Here is a 16,273-nt window from a genome sequence, read left to right as displayed (position 1 = left end):
TGAGTAGGGCCGAGAGATCCGGGAGTCGACGTTAGACGAAAAGGGCGCGTTTCGAAAGCGGCAATTGCGAAGAAGTCGTGGCGATTTGAGGCGAATCCGGTGTCAACTGCCAGCACTCGCTCAATGGCTGGGTTCATGTTCCGGGGCGTCGGCCTGTGTGATCAGGGTGCGCAGGCCGTCGGCATCCGTGCGGATCGCGCGACCGTTGCCGTCGGTGGCTTTCAACGCGCCGCGCATGTCGTCTAACGAATAGAGCGACAGATGCACCCCCGCCGGTTCACCTCGCTGGCCACGCTCGCGCCACAGGAAGCTCAGCGTCTCGACCATGCCGCGTCCGTTGAAGTGACGGCTCTCCGAGACTTCGTAGTCGATGCCGCGATTGAGCAGATCGATCGCTACATCTTTCGGGTTGTCACAAAAAGCCTGCAAATAGATATCGGACATCGCCGTCGCCGTGCCGTTTTGGACCGCACCGGTGATATACGGTCGATAGCGGGCCAGCTCGGTCATGACAGCGAGCGCCACCCGCCGCAGATGCGCCAATTCGGCCGGTTGCGTATCGGAGAGAAACGTCTGCACGTACTCGCGCACTTCCGCTTCGATCTGATCGTTATCCGGCAGCCATTCGCCGGCAATGCGCGTCTCGCCGGTGACCTGCTTCGCCGCCTTGCGTTTGGCCGTGGCGTAATCGGCGCCTTCCTCGGCAATGAGGCGGGCGGCGGCCAGCGCGATCTCTTCGCGCAGGCGTTGGGCATCGGTCCAGGATTTACGTGTCATGCGAGCGATGATACCCGAAAGGCATGGCGGCGCATGCCGCAGGTACAATGGTGCCCTTGTCGTTTGTGCATCTCCATTTCCCGCACGGGTTCGGCCCGTCTCATCACGCTCCCCATCCATGCATATTCATATTCTTGGCATCTGCGGCACGTTCATGGGCGGTCTGGCCGTGCTCGCGCGCCAGGCCGGACACACCGTCACGGGCTGCGACGCCAACGTCTATCCGCCGATGAGCACCCAGCTCGAGGCACAGGGTATCCGGTTGATCGAAGGCTTCGATGCCGACCAGGTGTCGCTCGCGCCCGACCTGTTCGTCATCGGCAACGTGGTCTCGCGCGGCAATCCGCTCATGGAAGAAATCCTGAATCGGAACTTGCCCTACACATCGGGCCCGCAGTGGCTCGGTGAGCATGTGCTCGCCAACAAGTGGGTGCTAGCGGTGGCGGGCACGCACGGCAAGACGACGACGACGTCGATGCTCGCCTGGATTCTCGAGGATGCGGGCTACGATCCGGGATTTCTCGTGGGCGGCGTGCCGATGAATTTCGGCATTTCCGCGCGCCTGACCGACAGCGACTTCTTCGTGATCGAGGCGGACGAATACGACACGGCGTTCTTCGACAAGCGCTCCAAATTCGTCCACTACCGGCCGCGTACCGCCATCCTGAACAACCTTGAATTCGATCATGCCGACATCTTTCCGGATCTTGGCGCGATCGAGACGCAATTCCACCATCTGGTACGCACCGTCCCCGGGCAGGGACGATTGATCGTCAACGGTCGCGAACCGGCGCTCGAGCGAGTGCTGGCTCGCGGCTGCTGGAGCGAGGTCGAACGCTTTGGCGTGGCCGACGGCTGGCACGCCACACCGGCCAAGGACGACGGCACCCCGAGCGCCGCGGCAACCCAGGAAGCGTTCTGGGTGCATCACGGCCCGGGAGCGGCGGGCGAGGTGAAGTGGGCGCTGCAAGGCGAGCACAACCGGATGAACGCGCTGGCCGCGCTGGCTGCCGCCCGCCATGTGGGCGTACCCGCGGAGCAGGGCGCTGGCTCGCTCGGCCGGTTCCAGAACGTGAAGCGCCGCATGGAAGTTCGCGGTGAAGCGGCGGGCGTGACCGTCTATGACGATTTTGCGCATCATCCGACCGCGATTCAGACAACGCTTGCCGGGCTGCGTCGCCGCGCGGGCAATGCCCGCATTCTGGCGGTGCTCGAGCCGCGCTCGAATACGATGAAGCTTGGCGTGATGAAGGCGCAAATGCCGGCCAGTCTCGCCGACGCCGATCTGGTGTTCGGTTATGGCGCTCCTTCGGGGAAGGACGCCCTGGGCTGGAATCTGGCCGAAGCGCTGGCGCCGCTGGGCGCGCGTGCCCAGGCGTTCAGCGACATCGACGGTCTGGTGCGCGCGGTGAGCGCGGCCGCCCGGCCGGGCGATCAGATCGTGGTGATGAGCAACGGCGGGTTCGGCGGTATCCACCAGAAACTGCTCGACGCGCTCGCGGCGCGCGCCTGATGCGCGACCGGCTGGCACGTCGCTTCATTCGTATCTATCGGGAGCTCCCATGATTCTTTACCTGCACGGCTTCCGATCGTCGCCGCGTTCCTTCAAGGCGCAATTGATGGCCGCGCGCATGCACCGGCTCGGACTGGGGCACCAGTGGGCGTGCCCGCAATTACCTCCCTCGCCGCTGGCCGCCGTGGTCGATGCGCAGCGGTTGCTGGCCGGCGTGGACGGCGACGACCTGACCATCGTGGGCAGCTCGCTCGGCGGATATTACGCCACGTACCTGGCCGAAAAGCTCGGGTGTCGAGCGGTGCTGCTCAATCCGGCCACCCGTCCGTACGACGACCTCGGCAAATGGCTCGGCGAGCAGCCGATGTGGCATGGGGGCGGGACGATCGTCGTGGAGCCGCGCCATCTCGATGAGCTGCGCATGATCGACGTGCCGCAGATCACGCGGGCGCAACGCTACTACCTCGTGGCCGCGACGGGCGATCAGACGCTCGATTACCGCGACATGGTGGCGAAGTTCCCCGGGGCCAAGCTCACGCTGATCGAGGGCAGCGACCACGGCATTTCCGATTTCGTCGACTATATGGACGACGTGCTGCGTTTCGCCGGCATCGACGTTCCCCCTTCGCCCGCCGCCGCGGGCCTCTCCGCGGGCGAATGACACGTTTGCCCGTTCCGCGCTAAACCGCCGTACATTGGCGGGCTACAATATCGCCTATTGCGATCGATGGCTGTTTCATGAACATTTTTTTTGAGGAATCCGGCGGCTTCAAGGCTGGCACGGTGTTGTCGCAGCAGGGCGAGTCGTACCAGGTGGAGCTGCCCGGCGGGCGCCGGAGCAAGATCAAGGGGCGCGACGTTCTGTTGCGCTTCGAGACGCCCACCCCCGCCGAACTGATCGCGCAAGCGCAGGCCGCGGCACAGGACATCGACATGAGTTTCCTGTGGGAGTGCGCGCCTGCCGAAGAATTTCCGTTCCCGACGCTCGCCGCCGAATACTTCGGCGAAGGGGCGAGCGTTGCCCAGCAGGCGGGGCTGGCACTGGCCCTGCAGGCGTCGCCGATCTACTTTCGGCGCAAGGGGCGCGGACAGTATCAGCGCGCGCCGCAGGAGCAGTTGCAGGCCGCGCTCGCCGGGTTGGCGCGCAAGCAGCAGCAAGCCGAACTGCAGGCGGGGTACGCCGATCAGCTGATCGCCGGTACGCTGCCGGACGCGCTCAGGGGCAAGGAACTGGTGCTGCTGTTCCGTCCGGACAAGAACACCATCGAGTGGAAGGCGCTCGACGCGGCGGCGATTGCCCTGGGCAAGACGCACGCCGAGGTGATGCTGGCGTGCGGCGGCATTGCGTCGCCGCGCGCGTATCACGAGGCGGCGTTCCTCTATGAGCACTTCCCGCGTGGCACCGGCTTCCCCGACGTGGGGCCCGTGCCCCTGCCGGCCGACGACCTGCCGCTGGCCGAGGTGCAGGCATTCTCGATCGACGACTCCACGACCACGGAGATCGACGACGCCCTCTCGGTGCAGGTGCTGCCCGATGGCCTGCTGCGCGTGGGTATCCACATTGCGGCGCCGGCGCTGGGGCTGTCGCGCGGCGATCCCATCGACGAAATCGCGCGCGTGCGCCTGTCGACGGTCTATGCGCCCGGCGAGAAGATCACGATGCTGCCCGATGCCGTGGTCGAGGCCTATACCCTCGCCGAGGGTGGCGCTCGCCCGGCGCTCTCGCTTTACGTCGTGGTCAAGGCGGATACCTACGAGATCGTGGCGACCGAGACCCGGGCCGAGCGGGTGCCGATCTCGGCGAACCTGCGTCACAACGAGCTCGATTCGATCATCACCGCCGAAACGCTGGCCGACGGCAGCGGCGACTATCCGCACAAGGATGAGCTTCGCCTGCTGTGGCCGTTCGCGCAGTCGCTCTACGACAAGCGCCAGGCGGCGCGCGTGGGCTACGGCCTGCGTCCGGAGGTGCAGAACAAGACCGACTTCAACTTCTATGTCGACGGCGAGCATGTGACGATCAAGCAGCGTCTGCGTGGCGCGCCGCTCGATCTGATCGTTGCCGAGATGGCGATTCTCGCGAACAGCCGCTGGGGACGCCTGCTCGCGGAATGCGGCGTGCCCGGCATCTATCGTGCACAACGTGCCTACGGCGTGAATCGCACGCGCATGCAGACCTCGCCCGCGCCGCACGAGGGGCTCGGCGTGGAGCAGTACGCGTGGAGCACGTCGCCGCTGCGCCGCTACGTTGATCTGGTGAACCAGTGGCAGTTGATCGCCTGCGTGCGCCACGGCGTCACCGCCAAGCTGGCGGCCCCGTTCAAGCCGAAGGATGCCGACCTCTATGCCACGGTGTCGAGCTTCGAGGCCGCCTATGCGGCGTATGGGGAGCACCAGAGCCGCATGGAGCGGTACTGGTGCCTGCGCTGGTTGATCCAGGAGAACAAGTCTCAGGTGCAGGCGAGCGTACTCAAGGGCGATACCGTTCGCCTGAACGACATCCCGCTCACGCTGATCGTGCCTGGCCTGGGATTGCACGCGCGCGGCACGCAGATCATGCTCGACGTACTTTCGCTCGACGTCGTCACCCTGAGCATCTCGGTGCGCGTCTCGCAGGTGCTCGACGCCAGCCAGACGCTGCTCGGAGACGACGATGACGAGGGCGATGGCGGGGGAGGTGAGGGCGGCGAGGGCAATGAGGGCAATGAGGGCAATGAGGGTGCCGAAGGTACCGATGGCGAAGACGGTTCCGCGGATGCCGACGGCTCGGATGATCGCGCTGGCGGCGGCGCCGCGTCCGCTGACGCCTCGCCGCTTGCCGCCGCACTGATGGCCGCGGGTGCGCGCGACGCATCCGCCAGTACCGCGTGCTGAAACCGGCGCTCGCCTCCGGGAACGTCAACGCGGCGCGTCGCCGTGGTTGGTCGCTCATGCGCGAGCATCCACTGGCCACGGGCCTCGTATTTTCGGCCCTGGTTCACTTGCTCGCGTTGGGGGTGCATTTCGTCGCACCCGACAGTTTCCGGTTGCACAGCGCGGACACCCCGCTCGAGGTCGTGCTCGTCAACGCGAAATCGGCGAGCGCGCCCGACAAGGCCACCGCGCTCGCACAAGCCAATCTCGTGGGCGGCGGCGAGCATGACGGGGAGCGTGCCGCGTCGCCGCTGCCCTCGCGTGCGCTCGAGCGTGATGGCGCTCCCGTGGCGCAAATGCAGCGCAACGTGAGCGAACTGGAGGCGATGCAGGAAAAACTGCTGTCACAACTGCGCAGCCAGTATGCGGCGGCGCCGGCGTCGCAGCGCAAACGCGCGGATGCCCCGCAGCACGGTCAGGGTGTGGACGACCAGAACGTCGATCAGCAGATCGCTCGCTTGCAGGCGGAAATCGACAAGCAGTTACGCGCCTACCAGACACGCCCGAAACGGGGGCAAGTCACGGCCAACACGCGTGAAGTGGCATACGCCCGCTATTTCGATGCGTTGCGCCATCGCGTGGAGCGTTACGGCACGGAGCACTTCCCGCAAATCGGCAACGAGCGCCTGTACGGCGAGCTGATCGTCACGCTCAACGTCAACCAGCGTGGTGGGCTCGGCTATCACAAGGACGGCTGGAACGTCGCGGGCGTGGAGATCACGCGCAGTTCGGGCAATCGGGATCTGGATCGGCGCGCGGTCGCCATCGTCCAGGCGAGCGCGCCGTTCGGCGACTTTTCGCAGGAGATGAAGCAGCGCTACGACATTCTCGAGATCGTCACCCGAATGACGTTTTCCCGTCAGGGGGTCCGTGCCGAGACGCTGGCGACGCCGACGGGCGGTGCGGGCCGATAGCGAAGTCGCGGGCGCCAGTGTCACCGGCGTTGGGCGTGCCCGGTCAAGCTTTCCAAATATTTCTATAATTACGGGGTTTTCCCCGACCTGGAAAGTCTGTAATGAAATGGATTGTCCTGGCGATTATTGCGGCGTGCGCGGTGTACGTGCATTTGCGAGGCAAGGTTCGCCACAAATTCTTCCGGCAATTGTCCGACCATTCGACGTTTCTGTCGCCGCTGAACGTGTTCATGTACGCGTTCTCGCGTGTGCCGACGACGCCGTATCTGAAGACCGACAATTTCCCCGAGCTCGAGCCGCTGCGGCAGAACTGGGAGGCGATTCGCGCCGAGGCCGTGTCGTTGCTCGAAGCGAGCCGGATCAAGGCGTCCGACAAGTACAACGACGTCGGCTTCAACTCGTTCTTCAAGAGCGGCTGGAAGCGCTTCTATCTGAAGTGGTATGACGAAGCCCATCCGTCGGCGAGCGAGCTGTGTCCGGTGACGACCGAACTCGTGCGCAAGATACCCACGATCAAGGCGGCCATGTTCGCCGAACTGCCGCATGGCAGCCGACTCGTGCGTCACCGCGATCCATACGCCGGGTCGCTGCGCTATCACCTCGGGCTGGTCACGCCGAACGACGACCGCTGTTACATCGACGTCGACGGCCAGCGCTACAGCTGGCGCGACGGCGAAGGCGTGGTGTTCGACGAGACGTACATTCACTACGCCGAGAACCAGAGCGGGCAGAATCGCATCATCCTGTTCTGCGACGTCGAGCGTCCCATGCGCTACCGCTGGACGCAGGCCGTCAATCACTGGTTCGGCCGCCATCTGGTCGGCGCGGCGGCGTCGCCCAACGACGCAGGCGATCGTACCGGCGGCCTGAACAAGGCCTTCAAGTACATTTACTCGATCCGCATCGTCGGCAAACGCCTCAAGGCCTGGAACCGGTATGTGTACTATGCGGTGAAATGGGCGCTGTTCGGGGGCATCCTGCTGTGGATTCTCTGGTGACGGACGCCGTCTGAACCCGGCCCTCCGCCAATTCGATGGACGCAAAAGCGGCGCCTGCGCGAAAGCCAGGCGCCGCAGCTTTGACAACGATGACAAACCATACGCCTACCGGTGACCTTCCGGCCGATCGCTACGCCGTGATCGGTCATCCTGTCGAACACAGCCAGTCGCCGTTCATCCACGCCGAGTTTGCGCGAGAGACCGGACAACGATTGACGTATGAACGCCTGCTAGCGCCGCTCGACGCCTTTGCCGCGACCGTTCGCACGTTCATCGAACATGGTGCCAGGGGCGCCAACGTGACGGTTCCCTTCAAGCTGGAAGCACACGCGCTTGCCGATCGCCTGACGCCGCGCGCGCAGGCCGCGGGCGCTGTGAACACGTTGATTTTCGATGCGCAGGGCATTACGGGCGACAACACCGATGGCGTGGGGCTCGTACGCGACATCGAAGGTCCGTTGGGTGTGTCGCTCAAGGGGCGTCGCGTATTGCTGCTCGGCGCCGGCGGTGCCTCGCGCGGCGCCATGCTGCCCTTGATCGAGGCGTCGCCGGCGGCGGTCTTCGTGGCCAATCGCACGGCCGCGCGCGCGGATGAACTGGTCGCCCGATTCGCGGATGCGGCACGGCGTCACGGCGTTGCGCTGGCCGGCGGCGGCTGGGACGCGGTGCCCGCCGGTTTCGACGTGGTGATCAATGCCACGGCGGGGAGTCTTCAGGGCGATGTGCCACCGCTGCCCGCCGGCGTGTACGCGGCAGGAGCGTTGGCTTACGACATGATGTACGGGGCGCAGCCGACCGTCTTCATGGCGCGGGCCTTGTCGGACGGCGCCGCGCGGGCCGCCGACGGCCTCGGCATGCTGGTGGAACAGGCGGCCGAAGCGTTCGCGGTGTGGCGCGGCGTGCGCCCGTCCACCGATGCGGTGCGTGCCGCATTGCGCGCACGCCTCAACGCAAAAGGCTGATCGTATCCCGATGCCTTCGCAGAGACGTCACGCCCGCACCCCCTCCCGCAAACGCCAGTGGGGACCCTGGCAATGGACGGCATACGTCATCACGCTGCTGATCGCGGGCGTGCTGGCCACGCAGCTTTATTACTTCCTGCAGATCGGGTGGTGGGTGCACTTCGACCCGCAATCGACGGCATTCATGCGCGCTGCCGAGGCGCGTCTGCGTGAGACGGATCCCAACGCGACACTCCGGCATCAATGGGTGCCGTACGACCAGATCTCGCGCAATCTGAAGCGCGCGATCATCGCCAGCGAAGACGCGAACTTCGTCAATCACGACGGCTTCGAGATCGATGCGATGCTCGGCGCGTGGGAGAAGAACCAGAAGAAAGGTCGCATCGTCGCCGGAGGCTCGACCATTTCGCAGCAACTCGCGAAGAATCTGTTTCTCTCGAGCGAGAAGAGCTATCTGCGCAAGGCCGAGGAACTCAGCATCACCTGGATGCTCGAGTTCTGGATGGACAAGCAGCGGATTTTCGAAATCTATCTGAATTCGGTCGAGTGGGGCGAAGGTGTGTTCGGCGCCGAAGCGGCGTCGCGCTACTACTACGGCATTCCGGCGTCGAGACTCTCGCCGTGGCAGGCGGCGCGACTCGCGGTGATGCTGCCGCGGCCGCGTTACTTCGATGCGCATCGCAATTCCCCGTACCTCTCGCAGCGCGCCGGTGTCATCGCGCGTCGCATGGGCGCGGCCGAATTGCCGCAATGACCGTTTCCGGGCCGCACAACGCGCGGCTTCACTTCGGTAGCTTCTCGACCTTGAGTTCCGCGCCGTCGTTGTGCGCCAGCGTCACGGTGAGACGCATGCCCGACAATGTATCGTCCAGCGAATGATTCGGCAGCAACGGGGCGTCGCCCATCGACCGCCCGCTGCCGGGCGTGGTGTTGACCAACGTGCTCGTCATCGATCGGGCCTTGGGCGCGTAGTTGACGACATAGACGGTGACGCCGCTCACGTAGGGGGAGGCGCCCCACCACGTCTCGAACGGCTGACTGGGCCGACGAAATTCGACGAACAGCACCGAGCCGTCCGAACGCCTTATCCGATAACCCTGGGCCGCGCTGCCGCGTCGCCAGAGCGGATCGAGCTTGTAGGTGCCGTCGTGCTTGATCCACGGAACGTCCGCATCGCTCAGCCAGCCGGCGAAGTGTTGATACGCCACGGGAAACATCGACGCGCCGCCGCCGCCCATCGGGTCGGTCGGTGCCTTGCCGTAGTTGTACGTGGTGCAGTCGCCGCCGAGTTGCGCCACGCCGTCGCGTGGCGGGCAGCCGTAGAGGATCCGGGCGTGATGGAAGCCCAGTGCGTGGCCGAATTCGTGCGTCCAGGTCCAGAACTTGTGGGCGGAGCTGCCCTGAGCCAGCACCCAGTTGCCCGGAACCGAGGCCAGTCCGACCCAGGGGCACTGGCGCCATTGGCGAATACTGACGAACAGGTAATCGTAGTCCTGTGGATTTTTTTCGCGATGCCGGGCCGCATCGCGCGCGGCGCTGAGTATCTGGCTGGCATTGCAGGCGTCGGGACGCTCGCCGATATCGACCTCGTCGAGGAAATCCATGTTTGGCGTCAATCGTTCTCCCGAGGCCTGCATAAGGTAGTTCCGGGCTGACCGATCCTCGTAATACGGTGTACCGAACACGCCGAGCACCGTGTCGCGCACGGGCGCTGAATCCGCCGAGGTCTCATCGCTGAAGTGCGTTGCCATGACGAGAATCTTCCTCGTGCCGGCGACCGGGAACTGCGGGGTCGGCATGTCGATGCCGTATTGCCAGACGTCCACCCTCGTGCCGCCGGGGATGGAAATGCCGACCGATTGGCTCTGCGGATCGGCATCGAGCGTCTTCCACTGACCGATATCCCGGCTGTACACGTTCCACAGGCGGATGTCGTTGAGGGCGCCGTTCGAAACTTCCCAGCTTCGCATCGTGGAGTAGCCGCTCGTGTCGCTATCGAGCGCGATCGATGATGCCTTGCTGTAGGTCCGCAGATATCGCTTCTCGCCGAAGTATTCGTTGAAGATGAAATAGCGGGCGTTGCCGATGGACTTGAGCTTCCAGTTCTGCAATCGCGAGCCGTCTTCACAGGCTTTCAGGGCGACGTATTGCCATGATTTCGTCTCGTCGCCGTCGGCGGTGAGACACCGTGTTTCTCCACCGATCGTCATTTTCAACGGCGCATAGCCAGCCTCCGGGAGAGACGGGGCGGGTGCCGCGAAGGCGTCGACAGGCGGGAGTGTCGCGAGAAACGCAACACAGACCAGGGCGAGCAGACCGGGCTTCATTGGAGATCCTCTTCGAACGGGATCTCTCAACGATAGAAAGCAAAGTTCGTTTTGCTAACGATCGCGGATGGCTTTGGGAAGACCTCCGGTGACATTGGGCGACAGGCCAAGCTGAACCTGACGCGCCAACACCGGGAAGTTCGGCGGATCGGCAGCCAGGACGCCTGTCCCGCAAAGCCGACGGACTTGCGGCGGGCTGCATCAGTGGCGGGGTTGCGCGGCGTCCTCCACTGCGGGGGCAGGCACCTGCACGATGGTGCGGGTGGGATAAGGCAGCGAACAGCCTGCGCGCTCGACGGTCTCCTTCACGCCGCGTTGGAGATCCCAGTACAGCCCCCAGTAATCGCCCTGCGAGGCCCAGACGCGCACATTCACGATAATGGCGCTGTCGCTGACCTGCTTGACCATGATTTCCGGCGCCGGCGCCTTGAGCACACGCCTGTCGTCGCCCACGTGGCTGCGCAAGGCGTGCATGGCGGCGTCGAGGTCGTCGCTCAGGCCAATGCCCACCGTGATTTCCATGCGTCGCGTGGCATTGCGGCTGAAGTTCGTGATCGGCTGGCCCCAGATCTGGTTGTTCGGCACGCAGACATAGATACCGTCGGCACTGGTGAGCGTGGTCGTGAACAGGCCGATCTCCTCGACCGTGCCGGCCACCGCCGATCCGGCCGTGATGTAGTCGCCATTGCGGAAGGGGCGTAGCACGAGCAGCATGGTGCCCGCGGCGATATTCTGCAGCGTGCCCTGCAATGCGAGACCGATCGCGAGACCGGCCGCGCCGAGCACGGCGATGATGCTCGCCGTTTGCACACCGAACTGCGCAAGTACCGCAATGATCGTGATCAGGCGCACCGACCACAACACCACGGACTCGATGAGCGGCTTGAGCGTGGCGTCGAAGTGAGGTGAGCGGTTGAGCGTGGTGTGCACCACGCGCGACAGTCGCTTGGCGATCCAGAAGCCGATCAGCAGGATCAGCACGGCCTGCACGAACGACAAGCCGTATCGGACGGCATTCGCCGCCAAAAAACCCATGACTGCGTCGATCGACGCGAGCGGGGTCGTCACTTCCGTCATTTTGCTGTTCTCCCTTTCGACGGGCACCGGGCGGTGCCGATATCAAGGTTGACGCAAAGGGCGTGGATTGGTTCGATCCGCTTGCCGTCGATCGCCGCCACACGGGCCGACATCGAGGAATTTAGGGCCGATCCCACCGATGGGTTCTGCAATGGTCCACATGCGGCGCGCGTTCCGGCGCGCCGATGTGCCGCGCTTGGCGTGCCTGTGGCGCGGCTGCTACACTTGGCGTCGCCGTGTCGCAGGGAGACTCTCGTTTGATCAATGCTTTCGTCATCAATAATGGCCGCCTGCAACAGGTGACTTGTGACCATCCCAGTGACCTGACCAGCGTGTCGCCGGTCTGGGTGGATCTGCACAGCGAATCGGAAGAGGAGCGCCGCTGGGTTGAAGAGGCTTACAAGGTCAAATTGCCGACGCGCGACGAGATCACCGATATCGAGGCGTCGGCCCGCTATTACGAGGACGATAACGGCGTCTTGCATATCCGCACGGATTTCCTGCTCGACGACGAAGAGCAATCGCGCAACGTGCCGGTGGCGTTCGTGGTGCTCAAGGATCTGCTGATTTCCATTCACGACGAAGATCTGCCGGTGTTCCGCCTGGTTCGCATGCGTGCGCGCATTCGCCCCGGCTCGGTGCGCGACGCGATGGACGTGCTGCTTGATCTCTACTCGACCGATGCGGAATATTCGGCCGATGCGCTCGAAGGCGTGTATGCGGCGCTCGAGGAAGTGAGCAAGCGGGTTCTGGGTAAGAACCTCACCGACGCCGATGCCGCGAAGGCGCTCGAGAGCATTGCCGCCGAAGAGGATCTGAACGGGCGTATCCGCCGTAATGTGATGGATACGCGTCGTGCGGTCTCATTCCTGATGCGCGCGCGCATGCTCAAGGACGAGCAATACCAGGAGGGCAAGCAAATCCTGCGCGACATCGAATCGCTCGACAATCACACGGCTTACCTCTTCGACAAGATCAACTTTCTGATGGACGCCACCATCGGCTTCATCAACATCAACCAGAACAAGATCATCAAGATCTTTTCGGTCGCGGCGGTGGCGTTTTTGCCGCCGACGCTCATCGCCAGCATTTACGGCATGAATTTCCAGATGATGCCGGAGCTGCGCTGGGAGGTCGGATACCCATTCGCGATCGGCCTGATGATTCTCTCGGCGATTGCGCCGTTCCTGTACTTCCGGCACCGGGGCTGGCTCGACTGAGCGGCAGGCGCTGCGCGTCCGTCGCGATGCCCGGCCGGGGTGATGCGCGGCGGTGGATAAGGATTCGACACGATTCGTGACGATTTGCCGTGCGCGGTGGGGGGCGGGCCGCCGAGCGGGTAAAATAACGGCCTTGCTCGATCCAACGACGGATCGGCCCGAATTGAATCACGCTGCGCCGCGCCCGGCGCGGCATTCCGCTGGAACACCGTCATGACCTTCACCGAAGCGCTGCGCGCCGCCTGGACGCGCAACAATTCCCTGCTCTGCGTGGGGCTCGACCCCGAGCCTTCGCGCATTCCCGCGCATCTGCAGGCACGGCCGGACGCGATTTTCGAGTTCTGCCGCGAGATTGTGGACGCCACCGCGCCTTTCGCGTGCGCGTTCAAGCCGCAGATTGCCTACTTCGCCGCGCATCGCGCCGAAGACCAGCTCGAGCAATTGATTGCGCATATCCACGCCGATCATCCGGGGTTGCCCGTGATTCTCGACGCCAAACGCGGAGATATCGGCAGCACGGCCGAGCAATATGCCCGCGAGGCGTTCGAGCGCTATCGCGCCGACGCCGTGACGGTGAACCCGTACATGGGTTTCGATTCGCTCGAGCCCTATCTGGCGCACGCCGACAAGGGGGTCATCGTGTTGTGTCGGACGTCGAACCCGGGTGGCAGCGATCTGCAATTCCTCGATGTGGACGGCAAGCCCCTGTATCAGACGGTGGCGCGTCTGGCATCCGGCCCGTGGAACACGAGCGGGCAGATCGGGTTGGTCGTCGGGGCGACCTTCCCGGCGGAAATCGCGACGGTGCGCGCCATCGTCGGTGACATGCCGCTGCTGATTCCCGGCGTCGGAGCGCAGGGCGGCGACGTCGAAGCGACGGTCAAGGCCGGTCGCACCGCCAACGGCACGGGCATGATGATCAACTCGTCGCGTGCCATCATCTACGCCGGCCGTGACGAACAATTCGCCGCCGCCGCCGCGTCCGCCGCGCAAAAGACGCGCGACAGCATCAACGCTTATCGCTGATCGCGTTGCCCGCCTTACGTGCGGGCAACGCGAGGTGAAGCGGACAGACCGGACGAGGTGGTCAGCCCGGACAGCTCGGACGAGATCGACCGAATCGCGTTAATCAAGTTAATCGAGTTAATCGAGTTAATCGAGTTAATCGAGTGACTTGAGCGAATTGCACGAATGATGCGAATCGGTAGGTGGCGACGCGATGACGACGCACTCTTGACGCGGTGTCTTACGCGTCGCCTTTGTCGAGTAGCTCGAGAACGCCGCGAAGCGCGTGCTGCGCGGCCTGGCTCCGCACCTGCGTGCGGTCACCCTTGAAGTGCTTCGTCTCGACGACGGTCGTCACGCGGTTACTCCACCCGAAGCACACCATGCCCACCGGTTTGTCCACGGTGCCGCCGCCTGGTCCGGCCACGCCGGTGATCGACAGGGAGATTTGCGCCCGGCTATTGAGCAGCGCTCCTTCGGCCATGGCGCGTGCCACGGGTTCGCTCACGGCGCCATGCTTGTCGATGAGCTCGGCGGGCACGCCAATCATCTCTGCCTTGGCCTGATTCGAGTACGTGACGAATCCACGCTCAAACCAGTGGCTGCTGCCGGAAATGTCGGTGATCGCCGCGGCAACGAGGCCGCCGGTGCACGACTCGGCCGTCACCAGCATCAGTCGCTCGTCACGCAGACGATTGCCGACCTTGACCGACAGTTGCGCGAGAAGCGCTTGTTCTGAGACCACGTGAACCTACCTATCAAATCGAGCGCCACAGCGCGATAACGAGCAACGTGCAGAACGCAGCGACAAGGTCGTCCAGCATGATGCCCAGGCCGCCCTTGACGGTTCGGTCGAAATAGCTGATCGGTGGCGGCTTGACCGCGTCGAAGAAGCGGAACAGGACAAACGCCACCAATTGCCCGACGAAGCTCGCCGGGGTAATGAGCAACAGCACGATCCAGAAGGCCACGATTTCGTCCCAGACCACCGCACTCGGGTCCTGCACCCCAAGCTTGCGCGCCGAAAAGCCGCAGATCCAGATGCCGCCGAGAATCGACGCGGCAATCAGCACCCCCCAGCCCGTGACCGTCAGATACAGATTGAGCACCAGGTACGACGCCCAGCCGAACAGTGTGCCGACCGTGCCCGGTGCGAACGAAGACAGGCCTGTGCCGAAGCCGAGCGAAAAGAGGTGGGCGGGATGCGACAGCAGGAAACGCGAGGTCGGCCGGCGCGGGCCGCTGCCCGGGTTGACGGTGGCCGTCTGATCAGTGCTCATTGGAAATGGTCGAAACTTTTGAAGTCGGCGGCGACGGCAGCGCCGGTATTGTCGTGGAGTTGCATCATATGGCGCGCGTCGAGTAACGCTATTGTACCGATACGCGTGAGCCGCATGCCCAGTTCGTTGCCGATGGCCTCGATCCGCTGTCGCTGCGCGGCGTCGGCGCAAAAGCAAAGCTGGTAGTCGTCGCCTCCCGCAAGCGTGCACAGTCGCTGTATTTCCGGCGCCTGTGCGGCGAGCAGCGGCGAGCGCGGTACGTCGTCCACGTTGATGCGCGCGCTGACACCGGAGCGCGTCAGGATATGGCCGAGATCGCCCAGCAGACCGTCCGAGATGTCGAGTGCCGCGTGCGCCACGCCGCGCAGCGCGAGGCCGAGCGCCACCTGCGGTTCGGGCCACTCCAACGCGCGACTTGCAACGACCCGATCGTCGTCCGTGAGCGACCATTCCCCCCGGATCGCACCAAGCGCCAGACGCGCATCGCCCACTGTGCCCGAAATCCAGATGTCGTCGCCCGGTCGCGCGGCGTCGCGGCGCAAGGCGTGGGCACCCGGTACGCTGCCAAAGACGGTCACGCAGAGATTGCGCGGCCCGCGCGTCGTGTCGCCGCCCACCAGCGGACAGGCGAAACGGTCGGCCAGCGCGGCCAGTCCCTCGGCGAACGGCGCGAGCCACGCGGGGTCGCTGTCAGGCAACGCAAGCGCCAGCGTGAAACCCAGCGGGCGGGCCCCCATGGCCGCGAGGTCGGACAGATTGACCGCGAGCGTTTTGTGGCCCAGCGAGCGCGGATCGACGTCGGCGAAGAAATGGCGACCCTCCACGAGCATGTCGGTGGACACCGCGAGTTGCTCGCCAGCCGGTACTCGCAGCAGCGCGCAGTCGTCACCGATCCCGAGCGTCACCTGTTCGCCCTGGCGCGTCGCCCGCGCGAAAAAGCGGTCGATCAACGAGAACTCGGACAGCCGCGCCTCGGATGCCTCGTCCCGTGCGGACGGCGAACGAGTCGCGGAAGAGGGGGGCGACGAGGGTGACGGCAAGTCGGAACGGTTGGTCATGGGCGGCGGCACGGGTGCCGGGCGCGCGAGGCGGCGCGACGGGCGAATCATCAGGGGCTGCGCGAGGCACAGCGCGAACCCCTATTCTAAGAGGGCATCCTCGCTTTCCCAAGCGGACAAACGCACCGCGCGTGCGAATTCAGAGGGTTTCCGATGGCTGTCTCGGACAACCCCCCGGTCATGTTTCATCCGTGGTCCGAAAAGGCGCCCGATGGTGCGATGCAGCGTT

General features: G+C 64.6%; 15 protein-coding genes. 9 read left to right on the top strand and 6 right to left on the bottom strand.

Translation table 11 applies throughout. The annotated features are described in order from the left end of the window. Nucleotides 1-120 precede the first annotated feature (120 nt). A complete protein-coding gene (locus PMO31116_RS09535; RefSeq protein ID WP_150566567.1) occupies nt 121-777 on the bottom strand; it encodes a UDP-N-acetylmuramate--alanine ligase in 657 nt (218 codons plus the stop codon). A gap of 118 nt (nt 778-895) precedes the next feature. Between PMO31116_RS09535 and mpl the strand changes: the two genes are divergently transcribed. The 7 genes from mpl (at nt 896) to mtgA (ending at nt 8,831) form a co-directional block, all read left to right on the top strand. Continuing rightward, nucleotides 896-2,290, top strand: a complete 1,395-nt coding sequence (gene mpl, locus PMO31116_RS09530) for a UDP-N-acetylmuramate:L-alanyl-gamma-D-glutamyl-meso-diaminopimelate ligase (protein ID WP_150566489.1) — start codon at nt 896-898, stop codon at nt 2,288-2,290. 49 nt (nt 2,291-2,339) lie between these two features. Further along, nucleotides 2,340-2,951 (top strand): YqiA/YcfP family alpha/beta fold hydrolase, encoded by a 612-nt coding sequence (locus PMO31116_RS09525; RefSeq protein ID WP_150566488.1) that lies wholly within the window; start codon nt 2,340-2,342, stop codon nt 2,949-2,951. A 77-nt stretch (nt 2,952-3,028) separates the two neighbouring features. Then, nucleotides 3,029-5,164: a ribonuclease catalytic domain-containing protein gene (locus PMO31116_RS09520; RefSeq protein WP_150566487.1), complete on the top strand. Its 2,136-nt coding sequence runs from the start codon at nt 3,029-3,031 to the stop codon at nt 5,162-5,164. Then, nucleotides 5,158-6,117: an energy transducer TonB gene (locus PMO31116_RS09515; RefSeq protein WP_246185222.1), complete on the top strand. Its 960-nt coding sequence runs from the start codon at nt 5,158-5,160 to the stop codon at nt 6,115-6,117. Before PMO31116_RS09520 ends, PMO31116_RS09515 begins: the two co-directional genes overlap by 7 nt. Nucleotides 6,118-6,218: 101 nt before the next feature. Next, complete coding sequence (gene lpxO, locus PMO31116_RS09510; RefSeq protein WP_150566486.1) at nt 6,219-7,115, top strand: lipid A hydroxylase LpxO; 897 nt, start codon at nt 6,219-6,221, stop codon at nt 7,113-7,115. Between the two features lie 89 nt (nt 7,116-7,204). Then, complete coding sequence (aroE, locus tag PMO31116_RS09505) at nt 7,205-8,077, top strand: shikimate dehydrogenase (RefSeq protein ID WP_150566485.1); 873 nt, start codon at nt 7,205-7,207, stop codon at nt 8,075-8,077. Between the two features lie 10 nt (nt 8,078-8,087). Next, nucleotides 8,088-8,831 (top strand): monofunctional biosynthetic peptidoglycan transglycosylase, encoded by a 744-nt coding sequence (mtgA, locus tag PMO31116_RS09500; protein ID WP_150566484.1) that lies wholly within the window; start codon nt 8,088-8,090, stop codon nt 8,829-8,831. Between the two features lie 28 nt (nt 8,832-8,859). Here the strand turns inward: mtgA and PMO31116_RS09495 are convergent, their stop codons facing one another. Together PMO31116_RS09495 and PMO31116_RS09490 are read right to left on the bottom strand one after the other, a co-directional pair. Further along, complete coding sequence (locus PMO31116_RS09495) at nt 8,860-10,404, bottom strand: zinc metalloprotease (RefSeq protein WP_150566483.1); 1,545 nt, start codon at nt 10,402-10,404, stop codon at nt 8,860-8,862. 201 nt (nt 10,405-10,605) lie between these two features. Next, nucleotides 10,606-11,481, bottom strand: a complete 876-nt coding sequence (locus tag PMO31116_RS09490) for a mechanosensitive ion channel family protein (protein ID WP_150566482.1) — start codon at nt 11,479-11,481, stop codon at nt 10,606-10,608. A gap of 257 nt (nt 11,482-11,738) precedes the next feature. Here PMO31116_RS09490 and corA point away from each other — a divergent pair, with 257 nt between their 5' ends. Both corA and pyrF read left to right on the top strand, forming a co-directional pair. Further along, nucleotides 11,739-12,701 (top strand): magnesium/cobalt transporter CorA, encoded by a 963-nt coding sequence (gene corA / locus PMO31116_RS09485; protein WP_150566481.1) that lies wholly within the window; start codon nt 11,739-11,741, stop codon nt 12,699-12,701. Nucleotides 12,702-12,914: 213 nt separating this feature from the next. Continuing rightward, on the top strand, nt 12,915-13,727 hold the full coding sequence (gene pyrF / locus PMO31116_RS09480; RefSeq protein WP_150566480.1) for an orotidine-5'-phosphate decarboxylase: 813 nt from the start codon (nt 12,915-12,917) through the stop codon (nt 13,725-13,727). 220 nt (nt 13,728-13,947) lie between these two features. On the opposite strand, the gene PMO31116_RS09475 is transcribed toward pyrF, so the two are convergent. The 3 genes from PMO31116_RS09475 to thiL are packed head-to-tail and all read right to left on the bottom strand — an operon-like array spanning nt 13,948 to nt 16,044. Next, nucleotides 13,948-14,451 (bottom strand): CinA family protein, encoded by a 504-nt coding sequence (locus PMO31116_RS09475; protein WP_150566479.1) that lies wholly within the window; start codon nt 14,449-14,451, stop codon nt 13,948-13,950. A 13-nt stretch (nt 14,452-14,464) separates the two neighbouring features. Continuing rightward, on the bottom strand, nt 14,465-14,986 hold the full coding sequence (locus PMO31116_RS09470; protein WP_150566478.1) for a phosphatidylglycerophosphatase A family protein: 522 nt from the start codon (nt 14,984-14,986) through the stop codon (nt 14,465-14,467). Then, a complete protein-coding gene (thiL, locus tag PMO31116_RS09465; protein WP_150566477.1) occupies nt 14,983-16,044 on the bottom strand; it encodes a thiamine-phosphate kinase in 1,062 nt (353 codons plus the stop codon). Before thiL ends, PMO31116_RS09470 begins: the two co-directional genes overlap by 4 nt. Between the last annotated feature and the right edge of the window lie 229 nt (nt 16,045-16,273).

Origin of the sequence: Pandoraea morbifera, from assembly GCF_902459575.1 — a bacterium.
Taxonomy (GTDB): domain Bacteria; phylum Pseudomonadota; class Gammaproteobacteria; order Burkholderiales; family Burkholderiaceae; genus Pandoraea; species Pandoraea morbifera.
The sequence above is the reverse complement of the archived record's forward strand: the minus strand, read 5'-3'. Positions and strand labels throughout refer to the sequence as shown.

Excerpts from the sequence above, each read along its gene's own strand:
- PMO31116_RS09535 (WP_150566567.1), bottom strand. The coding sequence starts at position 777 with ATGACACGTAAATCCTGGACCGATGCCCAACGCCTGCGCGAAGAGATC.
- mpl (WP_150566489.1), top strand. The coding sequence starts at position 896 with ATGCATATTCATATTCTTGGCATCTGCGGCACGTTCATGGGCGGTCTG.
- PMO31116_RS09525 (WP_150566488.1), top strand. The coding sequence starts at position 2,340 with ATGATTCTTTACCTGCACGGCTTCCGATCGTCGCCGCGTTCCTTCAAG.
- PMO31116_RS09520 (WP_150566487.1), top strand. The coding sequence starts at position 3,029 with ATGAACATTTTTTTTGAGGAATCCGGCGGCTTCAAGGCTGGCACGGTG.
- lpxO (WP_150566486.1), top strand. The coding sequence starts at position 6,219 with ATGAAATGGATTGTCCTGGCGATTATTGCGGCGTGCGCGGTGTACGTG.
- aroE (WP_150566485.1), top strand. The coding sequence starts at position 7,205 with ATGACAAACCATACGCCTACCGGTGACCTTCCGGCCGATCGCTACGCC.
- mtgA (WP_150566484.1), top strand. The coding sequence starts at position 8,088 with ATGCCTTCGCAGAGACGTCACGCCCGCACCCCCTCCCGCAAACGCCAG.
- PMO31116_RS09495 (WP_150566483.1), bottom strand. The coding sequence starts at position 10,404 with ATGAAGCCCGGTCTGCTCGCCCTGGTCTGTGTTGCGTTTCTCGCGACA.
- PMO31116_RS09490 (WP_150566482.1), bottom strand. The coding sequence starts at position 11,481 with ATGACGGAAGTGACGACCCCGCTCGCGTCGATCGACGCAGTCATGGGT.
- pyrF (WP_150566480.1), top strand. The coding sequence starts at position 12,915 with ATGACCTTCACCGAAGCGCTGCGCGCCGCCTGGACGCGCAACAATTCC.
- PMO31116_RS09470 (WP_150566478.1), bottom strand. The coding sequence starts at position 14,986 with ATGAGCACTGATCAGACGGCCACCGTCAACCCGGGCAGCGGCCCGCGC.
- thiL (WP_150566477.1), bottom strand. The coding sequence starts at position 16,044 with ATGACCAACCGTTCCGACTTGCCGTCACCCTCGTCGCCCCCCTCTTCC.